The sequence below is a fragment of the Hydrogenobaculum sp. 3684 genome, assembly GCF_000213785.1.
In the GTDB taxonomy this organism is placed as follows: domain Bacteria; phylum Aquificota; class Aquificia; order Aquificales; family Aquificaceae; genus Hydrogenobaculum.
The window spans coordinates 1,407,066-1,426,915 of sequence record NC_015557.1 but is presented as its reverse complement, the minus strand read 5'-3'; the positions used below and the strand labels follow the sequence as shown (position 1 = coordinate 1,426,915).

Below are 19,850 nucleotides of genomic sequence, written 5' to 3'. Positions count from 1 at the left end.
GCTTATTTACGATGCTAAGCAAAGCTTATACGTTGGAAAAGAACAAAGCTGGCAACATATCAATAGAAGATGCTATAAAAAGGATAGATATAGTAAAAGAAATATCTTCTTATATAGAACTAAAAAGAAGCGGTAGCAACTATTTGGGAAAATGCCCTTTTCACGATGATTCAACACCTTCTTTATCGGTATCAGAGCAAAAGCAAATTTGGAAGTGCTTTGGATGCGGTAAAGGTGGAGATGTAGTAAAATTTGTATCTTTGTATGAAAACATCTCCTATATGGAAGCTCTTTCAAAATTAGCCATCAAATACAACCTACCCATCAATATAAAAAGTGAAGAAAAAAACCACAAGATTTATGAAGTCATGAGTTTGGTATCTAACTTTTACCACGAAGAACTGACAAAAAGCCCAAAGGCTATGCAATACCTTCAAAAAAGAGAGATAAACCCAAAAACGGTAGAAATCTATGAGATAGGCTATTCGCCAAATCATTACAAAGTCGTGGAATTTTTGCAAAATACATCAGAGTATTATCTTGAACTTTATAAAAGCACACAAAACCTACACAAATCTTCAAAGAGTATAAGGGATATATTTGAAGGAAGGCTTGTAATACCTATAAGAAACGCATCTTCAAACGTTGTGGGATTTGGCGGTAGGATTTTATACGAAGATAAATCCGCTATAAAGTATTTGAACTCACCAGATTCTTTTATATTCAAAAAATCACAACTTCTATTTGGTATAGACATAGCCCTTCCTTACATAAAAGAAAAGGAAGAGCTAATACTGGTAGAAGGCTATTTTGACGTTATAAGACTTTATCAAATAGGCATAAGAAACGTGGTAGCTCCCCTTGGAACGGCATTTACCGAAGAGCATGCAAAAACCATATCAAAATACGCCAAGATAGCCTATATAATGTTTGACAACGACAATGCAGGAAAAAACGCAAGCTTAAGAGCCGCCAAATATCTAATAGCCAAAGGTGTAAAGGCCTTCTACGTAGAGATAAAAGATGCTAAAGACCCAGACGAATTTGGTATGAAGTTTGGAAAAGACGGCGTTTTGGAGCTTTTAAAAGCATCAAAAAATATAATAGATTTAAACATAGAGTCAAAAAATATAGAAACAGCCTTAGAGTTGGCCTCTTATCTCAAAGAACCAGAAGACATATTCCAATATAGTCAAAAACTCTTAGCGGTAGGATTGCCAAAACATATAATAGATCAATACGTTGGTAAAAAAAGTTTTGTAGAAAATAAAGAGCAAGGGGATATCTCTTACGAAAAGATACCTATGAAAGATAGGATACTCTTAAAAGCTTTAAAAGAGTGTGATATAGACATAAACCCTTTAGATATAGACTGGCTTGATAAAAACTCCATAATAATAGCAGAAAAGATAAAGTATCAACAAGAATTAAGAGAAGAAGAGTTAAAATTGCTTGAGTCTGTTGACTATCTTACAAAAGATGCTCTTGAAAAATACCTATTAAAGACTGCCAAAGAACAAAACGTCGTTACCAAAGATGAACTTATGAACATCAAAAATACACTTAGTAGAAAATCTTATATAAAGAAGTATTATTTTTCTCATGGTAAAAGTTAACTTTTATTTATATTTTAAGTAGCTTATTGTTGAAGGAGGTTGTATGGGAAAAGCCAAAGGCAAAGACCAACTTTTAGAAATCGGCAAAGAAAAAGGCTACGTAACCTACGACGACATAAACGAGTATGTCAGTGAGGACTTGGTAGAGTCCGATGAATTGGAGTCTTTGTTTGATATCTTGTCCGAAAAAGGTATACAGATTTTAGAAGATGAAGCTGAAGCCGCTATACACCACGAAGCCGATGAAGAGATTTTAGAAGAAGACGACGAGATGATAGTATCTGCCAGCATAGTAGAGGCAGATTTAAAGAACAACGATTCCGTAAGATACTATCTAAAAGAGATGGGTAAGATAGCTCTTCTTGGAAGAGCAGATGAAATAGAGCATGCAAAATACATAGAGATGGGTAGAAAGCAACTAAGAAGAGGGCTACTAAGGACATCTTTTTTAGTGGATATGGTGCTAAGGTATTGGGCAAAAGTTTGCGATGGAAAGATGAGATCTCAAGAGATACTTGATATGCAGGAAGAACACACAGACTACGATGAGTACGAAGAAGCAGAACACGTAGATTCTGTGTTTATAGAAAAAGGTATAGAACTTGCCAAAAAATATAAAACAGTAATAGAAAAAAGGACGTTATTTTTAACATACAAAGATAAGAAAACAAAAGCAGAATATTTAAAGGCTCATGCAGAGATGAATAAAACGTTAAAAAGTATAAATATCAAGTTTTCAAGATATGAAAAAATAGCGGATGAGTTTATAAAACTATACAAAGACTATAAGAGCAAACTAAATTCTTTAACTATACAAAAAAGAAGATTTGAAGCTATACATCCAAACGTGGAAGAACTTTTATCTTACTACGATAAAAACAAAGAACTACTAAATAAAATAGAAAAACATATGCCTTTTCATACTTTTGAGATAAGCAGGTCAAACTACTTAGCCCTTCAAAGGGAAATAGAGGACATAGAAAGACGCTTAGGAGTCTTACCAGAAGAGCTTAACAAAATTATAAACATTATAGAACAAGGTAGAAAACGCGTAAAAGAGTCAAAAGACATAATGGTAAAATCAAACCTAAGACTCGTAGTATCCATAGCTAAAAAGTACATAAACAGAGGTCTTCACTTCTTAGACCTTATACAAGAAGGCAATATGGGACTTATGAAAGCTGTTGATAAATACGATTATAAAAAAGGCTTTAAATTTTCTACATACGCCACGTGGTGGATAAAACAAGCTATTACAAGAGCTATAGCAGACCAAGCAAAAACCATACGTATACCAGTACATATGATAGAAACTATCAACAAAATTTCTAAAGTATCCAAAAAACTATTTCAAGAGTATGGCAGAGAACCATCCCCAGAAGAAATAGCAAAAGCTCTAAACATGTCTCCAGAAAAAGTAAGGAAAATACTGAAGTCCATTCAAGAGCCTATATCTCTTGAAACACCTATAGGAGATGACGAAGATACACATCTTAAAGATTTTATAGAAGATTCAAGCATATCAAACCCAGAGGAAGCCACAGCCAGAAGACTTCTAAGAGAGCAAATAGAAAAGATCATAAACACACTCTCAGATAAAGAAAGAGAAGTAATTATGTATAGGTTTGGATTGGTAGATGGCATAGAGCACACGCTGGAACAAGTGGGGGCTATGTTTAATCTTACCAGAGAACGCATAAGACAAATAGAATCAAAAGCTATAAGAAAGATAAGACATCCAAGCAGGGCAAAGTATTTAAAAGATTTTGAAATAATATGATGTTTAAAACAGCAATACTGCTTGGTGTTTTAACAGGCATATTTTTAGCTGTAGGTTATATGATTGCAGGCCAAACTGGCCTTCTTTTTGCACTTATTTTTTCGGCTTTTACGAACTTTATAAGCTATTATTATTCAGATTCCATAATACTTTCTATATATGGAGCAAAAGAGCTAACCCCTCAAGAAGCACCTACCCTTTTTAACATAGTAAAGAAGCTAACCCAAAGGGCAAACTTGCCCATGCCAAGGTTATACATAATAGATATGGATCAACCAAACGCCTTTGCCACTGGAAGAGACGAACACCATAGCGCTGTGGTAGTTACTACGGGGCTTTTAAGGCTTTTAAATGAAGATGAAATAATGGGCGTTTTAGCTCACGAGCTTTCTCATATAAAAAATAGAGACATACTTATAGCAACAATAGCAGCCACTATAGCTGGTGCCATAAGCGCCCTTGTAAATATTTTTCAATTTAGTCTTATATTTGGCATAGGACAAGACAGAGAAAGAAATTCAAACCCTATAGTAGCTTTGCTTCTTATTATCATAACTCCTATCATAGCTTCCATAATACAGTTTGCGATATCAAGATCAAGGGAGTTTGCTGCAGATGCTACGGGAGCCCATATATGCGGATGCCCACTTTCTTTAGCAAAAGCCTTAAAGAAAATACATGATTATATAGAAAGAGTGCCTGTAGAAGTAAATCAAGGCACAGCGGCATTATTTATAGAAAATCCAATGGGGAGCATAGGACAGCTTTTCTCTACCCATCCACCTACAGAGGAACGCATAAAAAGACTTGTTGAAATAGCAAAAGAAATGGGACAAATTTAGAAAGGAGATGTATTATGGCAAAACTTATCGTAAATAAAAAGGTTATAGGAAACTTTGACGTAGGAACAAAATTTCAAGATATTCACGACCTTATAGAAAAAGCTGGTGTTGAATTTGGCTGTACCGATGGCCAGTGTGGAGTTTGTGTGGCTACGGTATTACGAGGGCTTGAGGCTTTAAACGAAGTGTCCGAAAAAGAATCAGATACTTTATGGCGTATAGGAGAATACGACGAAGACAGGAGGCTTACCTGCCAACTTGAAATAGTAAAAGACACAGATGTTATAGAACTTCAGACAGATTAAGATGCAAGGCTATGTAGAAAATAGCATCCTAGATTTAGCCAAAAACTTAAGGTTTATACCCATAAAAGAAGACCAAGACACTTTAACGATAGAGGTATCTAGCAATCAAGATGTGGCTTTTGTAAAAAATATCTTATATTTTTATTTAGACAAAAAGATAAAAACTGAGGTTTTAAGCGAAGAGGAGTTTTTAGAACATTGGAACAATTTCTTATCCCAGTCCTATCAAACTTTAGAAGATCAAGATGTGAAACTGGAGTTTGAAACTATAGATATTTCAAAAGATGAGCTTGAAAGTCCCGCTATTATATTTGTAAACAACATTTTATTAAAAGCCATAAAAACAGGGGCTTCTGATATACATATAGAGCCCTATGAGAAAAATGTTTTGGTTAGAATGAGGATAGACGGAAAGCTGGTGGTGGCGGAGGAACTTACCAACGGCTTTTATCAAAGTGTACTTTCTCGTATAAAGGTTATAGCAAATATGAACGTAGCTGAAAAGAGGTTACCTCAGGATGCAAGATTTAGGATAAAGATTTCAAAAAAAGAGATAGATATAAGGGTATCCACAATACCTTCTTTATTTGGGGAAAGGGTGGTGCTTAGAATATTGGACCAATCAAATACGCCTCTTGATTTGGAAGAACTTGGGCTTTCAAAAGAAGATTATGAAAATGTATTAAACATACTTTCAAGACCATACGGCATAATACTTGTCACAGGACCCACGGGTAGCGGTAAATCCACTAGTTTATACGCTTTTTTAAAGAGATTAAAAAGCCCATCAAAAAATATAATAACCATAGAAGACCCAGTGGAGTATCAAATAGAGGGCATATCGCAAATTCAAGTAAATCCGAAAGTGGGTCTTACGTTCGCATCTGGGCTTAGATCTATATTAAGGCAAGACCCGGATATCATTATGATAGGAGAAATAAGGGACAAAGAAACCGCTGAAATAGCTATACAAGCAGCTCTTACTGGACATTTGGTACTTTCTACCCTTCATACCCAAAACGCTTTATCAAGCATCACAAGACTTTTTGATATAGGGATAGAGCCTTTTTTAATAGCTTCTTCCGTAGAAGGACTTATAGCCCAAAGGCTTGTAAGAAAGATATGCCCTTATTGTAAGACTTCTTACAAACCTTCTTACGTAGAGATCAAAGAGTTGGGTTTAAAAGAAGGAGATTATACATTCTACAAAGGGCTTGGTTGCGAACACTGTATGCAATCTGGCTATAAAGGTCGCATTGGGCTTTTTGAGGTAATAAACGTAGATGACAGGCTAAAGAGTCTAATATCTCAAAATCCCTCATGGGAGTATATTAAAAGCCATATACAATACAAAAGCCTATTGGATGATGGCATAGAAAAAATATTAAATGGTATCACATCCACAGAGGAAGTGCTTCAAGTGTGCAAGATTGAGGAAGACCAGTGAACATCCTAATTGGTATTACCGGCGGAATAGCCTGCTACAAAACCTTAGAACTCATTAGGCTTTTAAAAAAGAAAAATCACAACGTAAAGACCATTATGACAAACTTTGCACAAGAGTTTATAAGCCCTATGATAGTAAAAACCCTATCCCAAGACGAAGTATACACAGACTCAAGCTGGAAAGAAAAACCCCTTTGTCATATAGATTTAGCAAGGTGGGCAGATGTATTTATGATAGCCCCTTGTACTATAAATACGCTATCAAAGCTAAGATACGGCATAGCCGACAATTTGCTTACTACCACAGCTTTAGCGTATAAAGGTTATATACTTTTGGCTATATCGGCAAACACTGTAATGTATGAAAAAGATATTACCAAAGAACATATAGACAGTATAAAAAACTACAAGTTTAAAGTCATAGAACCGATCTATGGGCTTCTTGCTTGCAACGAAGAGGGCATAGGCAAAATGGTAGAACCCCAAGAGCTTTTGTTTTATATATACAGTGCCAACGAAGAGCCTATTTTTAAAAACAATCAAGCTTTGGTGATAGGAGGGGCTACAAAAGAGTATATAGATGACGTTAGGTTTATATCAAATGGCTCTTCCGGTAAAATGGCAAGATACCTTACAATGGGACTTTTGTCTTTGGGTGCTAAAGCAGACTTTTTAGATGTATCAAATATGGATGTGGAAGGAGCCTACCAAAAGATATTGGAGATATTTGATAGATACGATATTATTATAATGAACGCCGCTATCTCAGATTACAAGGTATCATCAAAGCACAACGGGAAAATCAAAAAAACTCAAGATAAAATTGTATTGGAGCTTTTAAAAACAAAAGATATATTAAAAGAACTAGGTATTAGAAAAAAACCATATCAAAAACTTATAGGCTTTGCTTTAGAGGAAAAAGAACATCTTATAGAAAATGCCAAATCAAAGCTAATAAACAAAAATTTAGACGCAGTAGTGGCAAACCCAATATCCGTTATGGGCTCTGAGGAATTTGAAGGTTATGTAATTACAAAAGATGATATCAAGAGTATACCAAAAATGCCAAAAGACGTTGCCAGTATAGAGATTTTAAAAGCTTTAAGAAGTATTTTATGATGATTTTTATCCTTTTATTTTAAAATTGTATGTTTATATTTATATATTTGTGAGGTGAGTTTATGGAGACAGTGGATACTAGAGGGTTGTTCTGTCCATTACCTCTTACGTTTGTGTCAAGAAAGTTGAAAGAGATACCTGTGGGCGAAAAGCTCATGGTCATGGCAGATGACAAAGCCTTTAAAAAAGACATAGAAATTTGGTCTTTTGAAACTGGCAACAAGCTTATAGATTTTAAAGAGGAAAACGGATACTACGTAGCTATAATAGAAAGGGGCAAAGGCTTTAAAGGAGAAAAACTTATAGACAAAATTAAATTTATAGCCCTTGGTGTTAAGCTTCATGCAATAAAGCATTTTCTTGATATAATACCTTTTGGTAAGCCAAAATATCTAATAACTTTTGTCTCTGTGTCAGAAGGTGTTAGAGCAGACAAATTTTTGCAGGAAAAGAACATGAACTCCTACGTAAAACTACCAGTGCCAAAAGAAATATATCCGCATTGCGGTATTGTATTTGGCTTTTCATCAAAAGAAAAGGCTTTTGAAACTTACGAGTTTCTAAAACAAAACAAATTTGCCGTAGAAGATGTTTTTGCCATAGAAAAAGGCGAATATCCAAAACTTACTTAAAATATAGTATAATATTTTTATGTATACGTTGGTGCTTTTAAGACATGGACAAAGCCTTTGGAATTTAGAGAATAAGTTTACAGGTTGGATAGATGTAGACTTAAGCGATCAAGGTAAAGAAGAAGCTAAGAATGCCGGTAAGGCTATGCTTGAGGCCGGCATAACACCAAAAGCCGCTTTTACCTCTTATCTTAGAAGAGCCATAAATACACTAAACATAGCTCTTGATACAATGAACCTTCATTATATAGATGTCTTTAAAAGCTGGAGACTAAACGAAAGACATTACGGAGCACTTCAAGGCCTAAACAAAAAAGAAATGGTAAAAATACACGGAGAAGAACAAGTAAATATATGGAGAAGAAGCTACGATGTCCCTCCACCTCCACTTCCCAAAGATGATCCAAACCACCCATGCAACGACCCAAGGTATAAGCATATAAGATGTCAAGATTTACCATCTTCAGAATCCTTAAAAGATACCTTAGAAAGAACGCTTCCTTACTTTCAAGATTTTATAGCACCCACCCTTTTTCAAAGAGGATGCGTATTGGTGGCCGCTCACGGAAACTCCCTTAGAGCCATAGTGAAATACCTTGAAGATTTGAGCAAAGATGAGATAGTAAAGCTAAACATACCCACTGGTATACCACTTGTTTACGTAGTAGATGACAATTTAAATATAAAAAGCAAAAGATACTTAGCAGATGAAGAAACCCTCAAAAAAGCCATAGAGTCTGTGGCAAATCAAACAAAAGCATGAATACAAAAGAAAAGGCTGTAGAATTATCAAAAGAAGTCATAAAAAAGCTATTAGAATGTGGTACAGACATAGATGAGTTTTATAGGCTTTTTAGAGAATTAAGAATTTTAGAAGATGAAAGCCCAAACTTTGCAAAGGCTATTTTAAATGTAGAACACGGCTTTTTTATGACTATCCAATCTTTAAACGTTTTAAAAGAACAGCTTCAGCTTCTCAGCGTTGCAGCCAAAAAAGAAGAGATTATATGATAGAACTTGAGATAAACGATAAGAAGATACGCTTGAAAGAGTTTCCATCAAAGGCGTTAGAAAGTACAATAATAGGTTTTATAAAAGCCCTAAACTTAGAAGAAGAACCGCATGATATAAAAATATTTATTAAAAAAGATGCCCCAGATAAAAATAACCCCTGATATAGCCGGTGAACGTATAGACGTCTTAATATCAAACATATATAAAGATATATCAAGGGAGTATATAAAAAGGATAATAAAAGAAAACGGTGTTTTGATAAACGGTGAAAAGGTTTTTAAAAGCTCAAAAAAGGTTTTTGAAAACGATGTATTGGAGTTTGAAATACCACCTCCAAAAAAACTAGACGTAAAAGCCCAAGATATACATATAGATATACTCTATGAAGATAACGATTTGGCTGTGGTGGTAAAACCCTCTGGTATGCCTTCTCATACAGGACCAGGACACGATGAAAACACGCTTGTAAACGCTTTGCTTGCTAAGTTTGGAGATTTGTCTGTAATAGGTGGGGTAGAAAGACCGGGCATTGTGCATAGGCTTGATAGATATACTCATGGGCTTATGGTAATAGCAAAAAACGATATCAGCCATCAAAAGCTATCTTTGATGTTTAAAAATAAAGAAGTAGACAAGCGTTATAAAGCTATAGTATACGGTATACCAAGGTTTAAAGAGCAAACCATAGAAACTTTTATAAGAAGACATCCAACCAACAGATTAAAATTTGAAGTGTCAAACGAGGGAAAACTGGCCATAACAAAATATAGCTTAGAAAAACCTCTAAAAAATGCGAGCTTGCTAGACATAAAAATATACACAGGAAGAACCCATCAGATAAGAGTACATATGTCTTATTTAGGACATCCTATTGTTGGGGATACGCTTTATGGCTACAAGCACTCTTATTTTGATAAAACCCTTGAACATATGATAGGTGAGAGGTTTTTGCTGGTGGCTTACAAGCTGAAGTTTCTTCATCCTAAAAGCCAAAAACCAATGGAATTTGAAATAGATATGCCAGATTATTTTAAAAACGTTTTAAAATATTTAGAATCCTAAATTTTTATTATAATTAAAAAGATGAAAAAAATAATGTTAATAGTTGTTTTACTTTTAATAAACAAAGCTTTTGGAGAAGCTATTATAACATCAAATTATCCTTTGGCAAAAAATAACTTCTCAAAAGTTATCACAAAAGAGAATTTAAAAAGAATGATAGGTATTATAAAAAATATAGATTATGTAAAAGATGTAAAAGTTTTGGGCTTTAAAGAAGATAAACCTATTTTATACATAGAAAGATATCCAATAATAAAGCATGTAAAAATAACCGGCAACACCTTTTACCATGCTATAGACCTCATACCAATAGCAAATATAAGACCTGGCACACCTGTAAAAGAATCTATTGAAAAAAAAGAAAAGCTAATAAAAGAGTTTTTAGAGGAGTTTTACAAAGATCATGGTTTTTTGAAAGCAAAGGTAAAAGACAAAATAACAAAAACCAAAGATGGATATTTAAATGTATATATCAACATAAAAGAGGGAAATCTTTACTTTATAAAGGATGTTTTTGTAAATGGAAAAAAGTTCAAAAACGATGATCTTCCAATAGGTGATATAGCAGACATCAAAAACCTAAACAAAATATACAACATAGTAAGAAAACACTTTGGTAAAAACGCAAGGGTTTTTGTTTATCAAGAAGGATTGGAGACGCTTATTACAAAAAGACCTTTTAAAGCCATCTTTGGAGCACAAAATATAAAACATAACATATTTCATATAGTAGGTGTTTTTGTAAACGATATTTCAAAATTTTTAAACTATCCAATACCTTTTACAAAAGCAGCCATTGGAGAAGGCGGTATAGTAGATATTTATTACAAAGTCTATCAAAGACCTTTAGGTAGTATCTCTTTTGAAGGCAACAAAGCTTTTGACGACAACATACTAAAAAAAGTAGCAAACATAAGCGATATAGACATATTTACACTACAACAAGCAAAAGAAAACATCTTAAGATTTTACAAAGATATGGGTTATCTTGATGCAAAAGTCCACTATAAAGTAAACAAAGAATATACAAAAGCCATATTTTACATAGAAGAGGGTCAAAGGTATGGCATAAACGATATATTTTCTAATTGCAAAGCTTTGGAAGATTTTATAAAAAAAAGATACAAAGATAAATATTTAAATATATTAGCATTGAAAAAGCTGATAAATCAATACCACAAAAAGCTTAAAAAAGAAGGATACATATATGGCTTTTCCTACAAATACAACGTAGAGAAGTTGCCAAACTATCAAGCAAACATAAATATAAACATAAACAAAGGTTATAAGATTATACTAGAACGCATTGTTGTAAAAGGTACTAAAAACAGACATATTTTGGATATTTTTAAAAGCTATAAAACTCCAAGGGAATACAATGCAAAAGATATAGAAGATCTCTACAAAGATAGCATATTAACCGCTAAGAAATACGGATATTTTGATGTAAAAATAAAGCCAGTGGTACATGTAAAAACCATAGGCAAACATTATTACAAATACATATATATGTTTAATATAAACTTAGGCAAAAGATACGAAAATGGCAACACGGTGATATATGGCTACAACCACACATTAGAGCATAGCATCCAATACATGGCAGCACTACCAAAGTATTACTCCTTAGAGAACGAAAGAAAGGCAATAAAAAATCTACAAGAAAGTTCAATATTTGATGCAGTCAACCTGGAAACATTTTTAAATAAAAAACAAAAGAAAGTGGATAGGCTCATAGAAGTTCAAGAGGGTAAAAGAGGTTTTTTTAGAATAAAAGCCGGATACAACACAGAACAAAGGTTGATATTAGATAGCTCTTTAATGTGGGCAGATTTATTTGGCACACCGGCGATGGCGATATTCAACTACAACATATCTAGCTTAAACACCACTTACAAACTTGGTATATCTGAAAAATTTTTATTTTCTAAAAATTACTTAGGAGATATTTTCTACCAAAGGGATTTTGAAATACACAACAGCTATTACTTTGTATCAAAAGGCATAAACTTTGATATAGGAAGAAGGATAGGAAATTATTACACCTTTAGCGTAGGTTATTCCAGGACAAGAGACTATGTTTACAACGCTCCTATTCAAGACAACGGATATTCAAACCAAGAAACCGTTAGCTTTAGCTTGATAAGAGACTACAAAAACAAATCTATAAACCCTACAAAAATAGGCTATGACAACGTTAGTTTTACCAAAAGCCTACAAACCGGTTACAATAGTTTTAATATAAATACATACTATCTTATACATATAATAGATAAGATATTTTATAGTTTTAAATTTGGGTTTGGAGCAGAAAACGACGGTCTTATATATCAAAGATTTTTCCTAGGCGGTATTAAGGATATGATGGGTTATAACTTTGAAGATATAGGTTCTCCAGAAGGCGGAAAATATTACGGGTTTTTAAGAAACGAGATAGATTTTCCCATCAAAAGCCCCTTTAACTTGGCACTTTTCACAGATACTGGCAACGTAGCAAACGATATATCTGGTATTACCAAAAACCTAAAACAAGATGTTGGTGTTGGTGTATTTGTATATACACCGGTGGGCCCTGTAAGATTTGATGTAGCAAAACCCATCACAAAAATACCAAACGTAAACTCTTCTATAAAATACTATATATCAATAGGATATTTTTACTAATTTAATAACTACGTGTCTTTACCTGTTTTATATGCCCGTTGTAATCTTTTAATACATATATATAGTAGGTTTCTACAGGTTTAGATCTCCAGTAAACGGTGTAAGTGGTTTGATATATTATTTTTTTAAAGCCAGATAAGACTCTTTTGTCTATCGGATGAACGCTTACAAAGATCCCATCATGTCCTATATAGTTTTTCATAAGATTTTGCCATAGGTAAAACTCGTTCATCCTTGTACCTAAATTTATACAAAACACCTCAGGATGATCTTTCATATAAAAAGCAAGCTCCCCAGCTATTTGATAGTAATCGCTAAACACCAAATCCCCAGGTTTGTAAAATCTTGATACAAAAGCACCAAGCTTATCCCAGCCTACCAAAAATTTTGTAGGATCGTGAATGGGTTTTAAAATATTACCAAGGCCTATTAAATCAAGAATTGGTGTAAACATCACAAGTATTGTAATAAGCATAGAAAAACCTATATAAAGTATCTTTTTTCTAAAAGCCTCAAAATATTTTGATATTAAAATAAACGCACTAAAGTAAGCAAAGTCTGGCCAATTGGCTTGTACGTTTGTGTTTATACTAAGAATAGCAAAAAATAGCAAAATAGGCCAAGATAAAATGATAAAATACATATCATTGTGATCTTTTTGTTTTAGGCTTTTAAAAGAAGCGTATAAAAATACAAAAAACCAGACTATTGATAACACTCCAATTTGCCCTCCTAGGAAATTCAAAACCCTTAGGGCTTTAACACTAGCATCATCTTCTATTCCCGCTAAAGCCCCCACATGCTTAAACCCATCGAAGTGATGAAAAGCATTCCATATTATCACTTGAATGCCAAGCACTGTGGCTATTAACATTGAAAGATAGGGTTTAAAGCTTTTAAGAACATCTTTTTTATATATAAAAGCGTAAATAAAACCAAGCACCAAAAAAACAGCGGTGTACTTTGCTAAAAAAGCAAGTCCTGCAAATATGCCAAGGTATATGTAATCTTTTAATTTATTCTTATGAAGGGCTTCGTACATTGCTATGACACTAAGTCCCCAGAAAAACAAAAAAGGCGCATCGGTGGTCATCATTATTGCGTTTATGTTAAAACCTATGACGGTGTTTGGTATAACAGAAGACCAGAAGGCAGCAGATGGGCCATATATTTTTTTAACAAAAAAATAAGAAAAGTTTAACATTATAAAAGCAAACAAAATGGGCCATATTCTAACAGCTAAATTGTTTATACCAAAAAGATGCATCGATACAAAGTTTAAATATGCCACCAAAGGAGGTTTTGAGTAGTAGCTAAAATCTAGATGTCTAGCCCAGTCCCAATACTGAGCTTCTTCTGGGTCCAAAGATATAGGGTAAAAAAGCACGTACGTTATCCTAAAGATCAGAAAAAACACATTTATTAAGAAGACATTTTTAAAGTTCATCAAAACTATTATATTGCAATAAGACTGATTTAATTGTGAAATCATAGGGATTAGTTTTATGGCTTTTGGCATAGAAAATAATACAAAGTAAGAGTATATTAACTTAATATGAAAAAGGTATTGGTATTAGGCGGTGGTATAGCTGGTGTAGAAGCAGCTTCTTTGCTTAGTGAATATGGTTTTGACGTAACGCTTGTTTCCAATAGAGATTACTACTATATATATCCACTGGCTATATGGATACCTGTAGAGAGGATAAAATTTAACGATATAAAGATGAATCTAAACAACTTAGCCTTAATACATAACTTTAGATTTATTAAAGATGAGGTTTTATCTATAAAAGCCAAAGAAAAGGAAGTATTACTAAAAGAGAGTGGTAGCTTAAAAGATTTTGATTATCTTGTGATAGCCATTGGAGGGTCTAAAGTAAATCCAAAAGGTATGGAATACGCTTACTCTATATGCTCAGAGCCTACTCAAGCGTTAGAACTAAGAGATGCCATTCAAAAGCTTGTTTTAAAAGGTTCTGGTAAAATAGCTATAGGTTTTGGTGGCAATCCAAAAGACCCATCTGGTGTAAGAGGTGGACCTGCTTTTGAGCTTTTATTAAACTTAGACGATTACCTTAGAAAACTAAACCTAAGGGAGAACTTTGAAATAACATTCTTTGCACCTATGGATAAACCAGGCATTAGACTTGGAGAAAAAGCTTACAACAGCGCTATAGATATGCTCAAAAAACTAAATATAAAGATAAAAACCGGTAAGAAGATAAAAGAGTTTCAAAAAGATGGTGTAGTATTAGAAGATGGTGAAAAGATAGAAGCAGATGTCATAGCCTTTATACCAGCCACTGATGGGCATAAAGCTATAAAAGAATCCGATTTACCCCAAAACGAAGCTGGTTTTATAAAAATAGATGATACCACAAAAGTAATTGATTTTGATTATGTATACGCTATAGGTGACTCTGCCGCTTTAGAAGGGCCGGATTGGAAAGCCAAACAAGGACATCTTGCCGAAGCAATGGCAAGAGTTTGCGCTTTTAATATAGCTCTAAAAGAAGGCAAAGCTAAAGGAGCGCCAAAAAGCTATAAAGAACATATGAGTATAATATGCCTTATGGACATGGGTACAAAAGGAGCCGGGCTTGTTTATAGAAACGATAAAAAAGCAATATTCTTACCAATGCCCATAATAGGGCATTACCTCAAAAAGCTTTGGGGTATGCACTTTAAGTTGGTGAAAATGAAGAAATTACCAAAGCTTCCTTATATCAACTATTAAAATGCTTTTTTACAAGCTCAGTGAATACCTTACCTCTATGCTTATAACTTTCAAACATATCAAAAGAAGCGCAGGCTGGAGAAAAAAGTATAGTATCTCCTTTTCTTGCCTGCTCTTTGGCTTTTAGCAAAGCGCTTTCCAAATCCTCCAATACATACACTTTTAAAAAATGCTCAATTTGATCTTTTATTAGATTCTTATCTTTTCCATACAAAAACACGGCTTTAATCTTGTCTTTGTAAGCCTCAATAGAAGAAAAATCTCCTCCTTTATCTATGCCACCAGCTATAAGAAGAATAGGGGCTTTGGTGGATTCTAAAGCGCTCGTAAGAGCATTTACCGTTGTAGATTTAGAATCGTTGTATATATCGATACCTTCAAAGTTTCCTAAGTATTGGTATCTAAAAGGAAGTGCTTCGAAGGTTTCTAACTTCTTTTTTATCTCTTCTAAACTTATACCCATACTAAAAGCCACAAAACTAGCAACCGCAATATTATAGAGATTGTGAAGACCTTTTAAAGAAGGATGAGATATATTCTCTATAAAAAGTTCATCTTTGTAATATACATCACTTCCCACAACTTTCAAATCCCCATTTTCACCAAAAAATATCTTTTTAGCCAAAGAAGGCGTATCGCAAACTGGTTTTTGAGCATTTAATATCAATATATCTTCTTGTGTTTGATTTTTAAATATCTTTTGTTTTGACAAAAGATAATCCTCTAAGCTTGGATGCCAATCAAGGTGATCTTTCGAAAAGTTTAAAAATACACCTACGTTTGGTCTAAAGGTATCCAAGGTTTTCCCTTGAAAAGAAGACACTTCTAACACCACATCCTCTTTATCGTTATCAAGGATTATTTCGCTAAAGGGTGTACCAAAGTTACCACCTTCTTTAAAAGAGGTGAAATGATGTATAAGATGCACTGTGGTAGATTTACCATCGGTACCTGTTACTGCTATTATATTTTTACCTTTGTAAAATCTATAAGCTAATTCGGTTTCTCCTATTAATTCTTTTGAAGATTTTATAGCCTCTTGCCAAATAGGATGAGAAGGTGGTACGCCGGGTGATAAAACTACTGTGTCTATTTCATTCCAAACATCTTTCCAAAGATTTTTATCTTCTTTGTCGTCTCCTATATAAGCCTTAAAACCTTTTGCTTTTAAAAGGTTAAAAGCCGCTAAACCGCTTCTTCCTTTTCCCCAAACAAGATAAGTCACTAAGCTTTATCTATAAAGGTTTAATAAAGTTGCTGTAAGCTGTGGGTTATTTTGAAGGTTTTGATTATTTTGCTGCTCTTGAGTATTTTGATTTTGGGCTTGATTATTTTTGTTAACAGCTGTAGCTTGAACCTTGTTTTGAGCTGCATTTTGATTGTTAACTTGCTCGTTCACCTTGTTATGGTGATGCACACCGTAAGTATTATAAGCATTGATAACATTTACATTTGCCATATTTCATCCTCCTTAAAAATAAATATAATAAATTTTTGATTTTTTGCAATAGAACTTATTCAATCACTTGACAATCCCTAAAACAAAGAATATACTATAACTTTTAATATGGAAGGAAAAGTAGCTGATGTTGTAAAAATTGCAAAAGAGTTTCACACAAGAGGATGGCTTCCAGCTACCGCCGGTAATTTATCATTTAGAATTGACGATAAGAAAATATGTATTACAGCCTCTGGCACTCACAAAGGACATATGAGCGAAAAAGATTTTGTCATTGTAGATTATGAAGGCAAAACCATAGATGGCAAGAAAAAACCTTCCGCTGAAACGCTACTTCATATTATAGTGTATAAAAATTTTCCTGATGTAAACGCAGTTTTCCATGTTCATACTATAAACGCTACTTTGATATCAAGGTTATTAAAAGACAAGGTTTTACTTAAAGATTATGAGCTTTTAAAAGCTTTTGATGGAATAGATACCCACGAGACTGTTGTGGAAATACCCATTTTTGACAACATGCAAGATATGAAGAAACTATCAGATATTGTAAAAAAAGCCATAGAAAAAGGTGAAGTAAAATATGGATTTTTGTTAAAATCTCACGGCATTTACGCTTGGGGTAAAGATACAATGGATGCTTACGTAAAGCTTGAAGCCCTTGATTTTTTGTTTGATTGCGAGTTAAAAAGTATGCATTTGCAAAGAGGTGCCCTATGAGTCATCTTGTGATTTACAATGAAGAAGGTAGCGTTTTAGAGCTTATAAAAGAGCATGAGACGATATCAAAGAGATTGGCAGCATTAGGGGTGAGGTTTGAAAGATGGAAAGCTTACAAAGAACTTTCTTGGGATGCAGGTCAAGAAGAGGTAATAAAAGCCTATGAAGAGGATATAAATAGAATAATAAAAGAGTTTGGGTTTAAATCTTTGGATGTAGTAAGTCTAACACCAGAAAATCCTAAAAAAGATGAGTTAAGAAACATGTTTTTAAAAGAGCATACACACTCTGATTTTGAAGTGAGGTTTTTTGTAGATGGGTCAGGTACTTTTTATCTTCATATAGATGATAAAGTTTATGTGGCTTTTTGTGAAAAGGGGGATTTTATAAGTGTGCCAGCTTATACAAAACATTGGTTTGATATGGGTTCAAAGCCCTTTTTCAAAGCCATAAGATTTTTCTTGATACCTGAGGGTTGGGTAGGGCATTTCACAGGCTCTTCTATATCTTTAAAAATTCCAAGTCATGATGATATAGCCACTTTATGATAAAAGCTATTCTTACAGATATTGAAGGCACCACATCTTCTATAAACTACGTAAAAGATGTAATGTTTGAATATTCAAAAAACCGCTTAAAAGACTATTTACAAAAACACTGGGAAGAAGATCATGTAAAAAATATTGTAAAATCCTTATCTCAAAAGCTTGAGAAAGATATAGATTTACAAACAGCCGTTTTAGTTTTCAAAGATTTTATTGAAAAAGATATAAAAGATACACTTTTAAAAGAGCTACAAGGGCATATATGGGAAGAGGGGTTTAAAAGTGGTGAGCTAAAAGGACATATATACGAAGATGCTTATATCAAACTAAAAGAGTTAAAAGAAAAAGGATACAAAATTTTTGTGTATTCTTCTGGGTCTATAAAAGCCCAAAAACTATTTTTTGGACACTCCTCTTACGGAGATATCACATACCTTTTTGATGGGTTTTTTGATACAACAGTAGGTTCTAAAAAAGACCCAGATTCCTATCTGAAAATAGCCTCAACCATAGGTTTAGACCCTAAAGAAATATTATTTTTGTCAGATATAGAAGATGAGATAAACGCTGCTAAAAAAGCCGGCATGAAAACATGTCTAGTATCAAGGGAAAATCCTTGCGAAAAAGAAGGTTGTATAAAGGATTTTACCGAGATAAACATTTAAAAGATTGACTTTTAATTTCTATATATTAAATTTTGTATATGCGAATAATACTTTTTTCTGGTAAAGGTGGTGTAGGAAAAACTACGGTATCGGCAGCTACCGGTTATAAGCTTTCCAAAATGGGTTATAAGACAATTGTAGTGTCTTTAGACCCAGCCCACAGTTTAGGAGATTCTTTTGATATACCAGATGAGCAAAAATATGCCGTTAAAGGTCTTCCAATTCAGATAAATGAAAATCTTTATATACAAGAAATAGACATTCAAGAAGAAATAGATAGATATTGGGGAGATGTCTATAGATTTTTAGAGCTTCTTTTTAACACCACAGGGCTTGATGGGGTTTTATCAGAAGAACTAGCCATACTTCCTGGCATGGAAGAAGTCACAAGCTTGCTGTACGTAAACAAATATTACAAAGATAAAGAGTTTGATGTATTGATACTAGACTTACCACCCACTGGAGAATCTCTTAGATTTGTTTCGATGCCTACGGTTTTAAAATGGTATATGAAACGTGTATTTAAAACAGAGCGCATGATCTTTAAAGTGGCAAGGCCTGTGGCAAAAAGGTTAACAGATGTCCCGCTACCCGATGATGATTATTTCCAAGCACTTGAAAACTTTTATGAAAAGCTAAAAGGTGTAGATGAGATACTTATAGATCCAGATACAACGTCTGTAAGAATAGTGGCAAATCCAGAAAAGATGGTGGTAAAAGAAAGCCAAAGGGCTTATATGTATTTTAATCTCTTTGGTGTAAACGTAGATGCTGTTGTGGTAAACAAAGTCCTTCCAAAAGACAAAGTGGCAGATTGTGAGTTTTTCAAAGAATGGGTAAAATCTCAACAAAGTTATCTTGAAGAGATAAAATCTTTGTTTAACCCTACTCCTATATTTGATGTACCCACTATGCAAGAAGAAGTATGCGGTTTGCAAAAGCTAGAAATGTTATCTGATTTAATATACAAAGATAAAAATCCCGCAGATATACTTTTTAAAGATAAGCCTTTTGAGTTCTTACAATCAAACGGCAACTACATGTTGAAATTAAGAGCCCCATATATAAGAAAAGACGCTATATCTGTGATAAAAGGAGAGGATGAGATCATAGTAAGGGCTGGTAACTTTAAATCCCACGTAATGCTTCCAAGAAAACTAAGAGATTATGAACCAATCAAAGCTAAATACGATGCTCCTTATCTATATATAGACTTGGCAAAAAATAATTGAAATTTAATAAAA

At 33.6% G+C, this 19,850-nt stretch carries 20 protein-coding genes; 17 read left to right on the top strand and 3 right to left on the bottom strand.

The features are described from left to right. Window positions 1–11: 11 nt before the first annotated feature. From dnaG to HYD3684_RS07540, 12 genes are all read left to right on the top strand, one after another. Entirely contained in the window at window positions 12–1,616 is a 1,605-nt protein-coding gene (gene dnaG / locus HYD3684_RS07590) for a DNA primase (RefSeq protein ID WP_015420072.1), read from the top strand. A gap of 43 nt (window positions 1,617–1,659) precedes the next feature. After that, a complete protein-coding gene (gene rpoD / locus HYD3684_RS07585; RefSeq protein ID WP_015420071.1) occupies window positions 1,660–3,396 on the top strand; it encodes an RNA polymerase sigma factor RpoD in 1,737 nt (578 codons plus the stop codon). Beyond that, window positions 3,393–4,238 (top strand): zinc metalloprotease HtpX, encoded by an 846-nt coding sequence (locus HYD3684_RS07580; protein WP_015420070.1) that lies wholly within the window; start codon window positions 3,393–3,395, stop codon window positions 4,236–4,238. Before rpoD ends, HYD3684_RS07580 begins: the two co-directional genes overlap by 4 nt. 14 nt (window positions 4,239–4,252) lie before the next feature. Continuing rightward, complete coding sequence (locus tag HYD3684_RS07575) at window positions 4,253–4,543, top strand: 2Fe-2S iron-sulfur cluster-binding protein (protein WP_012514567.1); 291 nt, start codon at window positions 4,253–4,255, stop codon at window positions 4,541–4,543. 1 nt (window position 4,544) lies between these two features. Beyond that, window positions 4,545–5,990, top strand: a complete 1,446-nt coding sequence (locus HYD3684_RS07570) for a GspE/PulE family protein (RefSeq protein ID WP_015420069.1) — start codon at window positions 4,545–4,547, stop codon at window positions 5,988–5,990. Beyond that, window positions 5,987–7,108, top strand: a complete 1,122-nt coding sequence (coaBC, locus tag HYD3684_RS07565; protein ID WP_015420068.1) for a bifunctional phosphopantothenoylcysteine decarboxylase/phosphopantothenate--cysteine ligase CoaBC — start codon at window positions 5,987–5,989, stop codon at window positions 7,106–7,108. Before HYD3684_RS07570 ends, coaBC begins: the two co-directional genes overlap by 4 nt. Before the next feature lie 62 nt (window positions 7,109–7,170). Then, entirely contained in the window at window positions 7,171–7,740 is a 570-nt protein-coding gene (locus HYD3684_RS07560) for a sulfurtransferase TusA family protein (RefSeq protein ID WP_015420067.1), read from the top strand. A gap of 19 nt (window positions 7,741–7,759) precedes the next feature. Further along, window positions 7,760–8,503, top strand: a complete 744-nt coding sequence (gpmA, locus tag HYD3684_RS07555) for a 2,3-diphosphoglycerate-dependent phosphoglycerate mutase (RefSeq protein ID WP_015420066.1) — start codon at window positions 7,760–7,762, stop codon at window positions 8,501–8,503. After that, a complete protein-coding gene (locus tag HYD3684_RS07550; protein WP_015420065.1) occupies window positions 8,500–8,751 on the top strand; it encodes a hypothetical protein in 252 nt (83 codons plus the stop codon). Before gpmA ends, HYD3684_RS07550 begins: the two co-directional genes overlap by 4 nt. Then, window positions 8,748–8,915 (top strand): hypothetical protein, encoded by a 168-nt coding sequence (locus HYD3684_RS08410; RefSeq protein ID WP_015420064.1) that lies wholly within the window; start codon window positions 8,748–8,750, stop codon window positions 8,913–8,915. Before HYD3684_RS07550 ends, HYD3684_RS08410 begins: the two co-directional genes overlap by 4 nt. After that, on the top strand, window positions 8,890–9,816 hold the full coding sequence (locus HYD3684_RS07545; RefSeq protein WP_015420063.1) for an RluA family pseudouridine synthase: 927 nt from the start codon (window positions 8,890–8,892) through the stop codon (window positions 9,814–9,816). Before HYD3684_RS08410 ends, HYD3684_RS07545 begins: the two co-directional genes overlap by 26 nt. A gap of 21 nt (window positions 9,817–9,837) precedes the next feature. Beyond that, complete coding sequence (locus HYD3684_RS07540) at window positions 9,838–12,480, top strand: BamA/TamA family outer membrane protein (RefSeq protein WP_015420062.1); 2,643 nt, start codon at window positions 9,838–9,840, stop codon at window positions 12,478–12,480. A gap of 1 nt (window position 12,481) precedes the next feature. Here HYD3684_RS07540 and HYD3684_RS07535 read toward each other — a convergent pair whose 3' ends face one another. Beyond that, window positions 12,482–13,927 carry a glycosyltransferase family 39 protein gene (locus tag HYD3684_RS07535; RefSeq protein WP_237698599.1) on the bottom strand — a complete coding sequence of 482 codons (1,446 nt, stop codon included), beginning with the start codon at window positions 13,925–13,927 and terminating at the stop codon, window positions 12,482–12,484. 108 nt (window positions 13,928–14,035) lie between these two features. Here HYD3684_RS07535 and HYD3684_RS07530 point away from each other — a divergent pair, with 108 nt between their 5' ends. Then, a complete protein-coding gene (locus tag HYD3684_RS07530) occupies window positions 14,036–15,217 on the top strand; it encodes an FAD-dependent oxidoreductase (RefSeq protein ID WP_015420060.1) in 1,182 nt (393 codons plus the stop codon). Here HYD3684_RS07530 and murD read toward each other — a convergent pair. Then, window positions 15,207–16,442: a UDP-N-acetylmuramoyl-L-alanine--D-glutamate ligase gene (gene murD, locus HYD3684_RS07525; protein ID WP_015420059.1), complete on the bottom strand. Its 1,236-nt coding sequence runs from the start codon at window positions 16,440–16,442 to the stop codon at window positions 15,207–15,209. The genes HYD3684_RS07530 and murD overlap by 11 nt on opposite strands. Before the next feature lie 6 nt (window positions 16,443–16,448). Further along, window positions 16,449–16,676 (bottom strand): hypothetical protein, encoded by a 228-nt coding sequence (locus HYD3684_RS07520; protein WP_015420058.1) that lies wholly within the window; start codon window positions 16,674–16,676, stop codon window positions 16,449–16,451. A 108-nt stretch (window positions 16,677–16,784) separates the two neighbouring features. On the opposite strand from HYD3684_RS07520, the gene HYD3684_RS07515 reads away from it, so the two are divergent. The 4 genes from HYD3684_RS07515 to HYD3684_RS07500 are packed head-to-tail and all read left to right on the top strand — an operon-like array spanning window position 16,785 to window position 19,838. Continuing rightward, window positions 16,785–17,396, top strand: a complete 612-nt coding sequence (locus tag HYD3684_RS07515) for a methylthioribulose 1-phosphate dehydratase (protein ID WP_015420057.1) — start codon at window positions 16,785–16,787, stop codon at window positions 17,394–17,396. Beyond that, window positions 17,393–17,944, top strand: a complete 552-nt coding sequence (locus HYD3684_RS07510; protein ID WP_015420056.1) for an acireductone dioxygenase apoprotein — start codon at window positions 17,393–17,395, stop codon at window positions 17,942–17,944. Before HYD3684_RS07515 ends, HYD3684_RS07510 begins: the two co-directional genes overlap by 4 nt. Next, a complete protein-coding gene (gene mtnC / locus HYD3684_RS07505; RefSeq protein ID WP_015420055.1) occupies window positions 17,941–18,606 on the top strand; it encodes an acireductone synthase in 666 nt (221 codons plus the stop codon). The genes HYD3684_RS07510 and mtnC overlap by 4 nt, the downstream gene beginning before the upstream one ends. Before the next feature lie 38 nt (window positions 18,607–18,644). Then, window positions 18,645–19,838: a TRC40/GET3/ArsA family transport-energizing ATPase gene (locus tag HYD3684_RS07500; protein ID WP_015420054.1), complete on the top strand. Its 1,194-nt coding sequence runs from the start codon at window positions 18,645–18,647 to the stop codon at window positions 19,836–19,838. Window positions 19,839–19,850 lie beyond the last annotated feature (12 nt).

What these genes read in the sequence shown, in the direction of transcription:
- dnaG (WP_015420072.1), top strand. Translation starts at nt 12, where the DNA reads ATGCTAAGCAAAGCTTATACGTTGGAAAAGAACAAAGCTGGCAACATA.
- rpoD (WP_015420071.1), top strand. Translation starts at nt 1,660, where the DNA reads ATGGGAAAAGCCAAAGGCAAAGACCAACTTTTAGAAATCGGCAAAGAA.
- HYD3684_RS07580 (WP_015420070.1), top strand. Translation starts at nt 3,393, where the DNA reads ATGATGTTTAAAACAGCAATACTGCTTGGTGTTTTAACAGGCATATTT.
- HYD3684_RS07575 (WP_012514567.1), top strand. Translation starts at nt 4,253, where the DNA reads ATGGCAAAACTTATCGTAAATAAAAAGGTTATAGGAAACTTTGACGTA.
- HYD3684_RS07570 (WP_015420069.1), top strand. Translation starts at nt 4,545, where the DNA reads ATGCAAGGCTATGTAGAAAATAGCATCCTAGATTTAGCCAAAAACTTA.
- HYD3684_RS07560 (WP_015420067.1), top strand. Translation starts at nt 7,171, where the DNA reads ATGGAGACAGTGGATACTAGAGGGTTGTTCTGTCCATTACCTCTTACG.
- gpmA (WP_015420066.1), top strand. Translation starts at nt 7,760, where the DNA reads ATGTATACGTTGGTGCTTTTAAGACATGGACAAAGCCTTTGGAATTTA.
- HYD3684_RS07550 (WP_015420065.1), top strand. Translation starts at nt 8,500, where the DNA reads ATGAATACAAAAGAAAAGGCTGTAGAATTATCAAAAGAAGTCATAAAA.
- HYD3684_RS08410 (WP_015420064.1), top strand. Translation starts at nt 8,748, where the DNA reads ATGATAGAACTTGAGATAAACGATAAGAAGATACGCTTGAAAGAGTTT.
- HYD3684_RS07545 (WP_015420063.1), top strand. Translation starts at nt 8,890, where the DNA reads ATGCCCCAGATAAAAATAACCCCTGATATAGCCGGTGAACGTATAGAC.
- HYD3684_RS07540 (WP_015420062.1), top strand. Translation starts at nt 9,838, where the DNA reads ATGAAAAAAATAATGTTAATAGTTGTTTTACTTTTAATAAACAAAGCT.
- HYD3684_RS07535 (WP_237698599.1), bottom strand. Translation starts at nt 13,927, where the DNA reads ATGAACTTTAAAAATGTCTTCTTAATAAATGTGTTTTTTCTGATCTTT.
- HYD3684_RS07530 (WP_015420060.1), top strand. Translation starts at nt 14,036, where the DNA reads ATGAAAAAGGTATTGGTATTAGGCGGTGGTATAGCTGGTGTAGAAGCA.
- HYD3684_RS07520 (WP_015420058.1), bottom strand. Translation starts at nt 16,676, where the DNA reads ATGGCAAATGTAAATGTTATCAATGCTTATAATACTTACGGTGTGCAT.
- HYD3684_RS07515 (WP_015420057.1), top strand. Translation starts at nt 16,785, where the DNA reads ATGGAAGGAAAAGTAGCTGATGTTGTAAAAATTGCAAAAGAGTTTCAC.
- HYD3684_RS07510 (WP_015420056.1), top strand. Translation starts at nt 17,393, where the DNA reads ATGAGTCATCTTGTGATTTACAATGAAGAAGGTAGCGTTTTAGAGCTT.
- mtnC (WP_015420055.1), top strand. Translation starts at nt 17,941, where the DNA reads ATGATAAAAGCTATTCTTACAGATATTGAAGGCACCACATCTTCTATA.
- HYD3684_RS07500 (WP_015420054.1), top strand. Translation starts at nt 18,645, where the DNA reads ATGCGAATAATACTTTTTTCTGGTAAAGGTGGTGTAGGAAAAACTACG.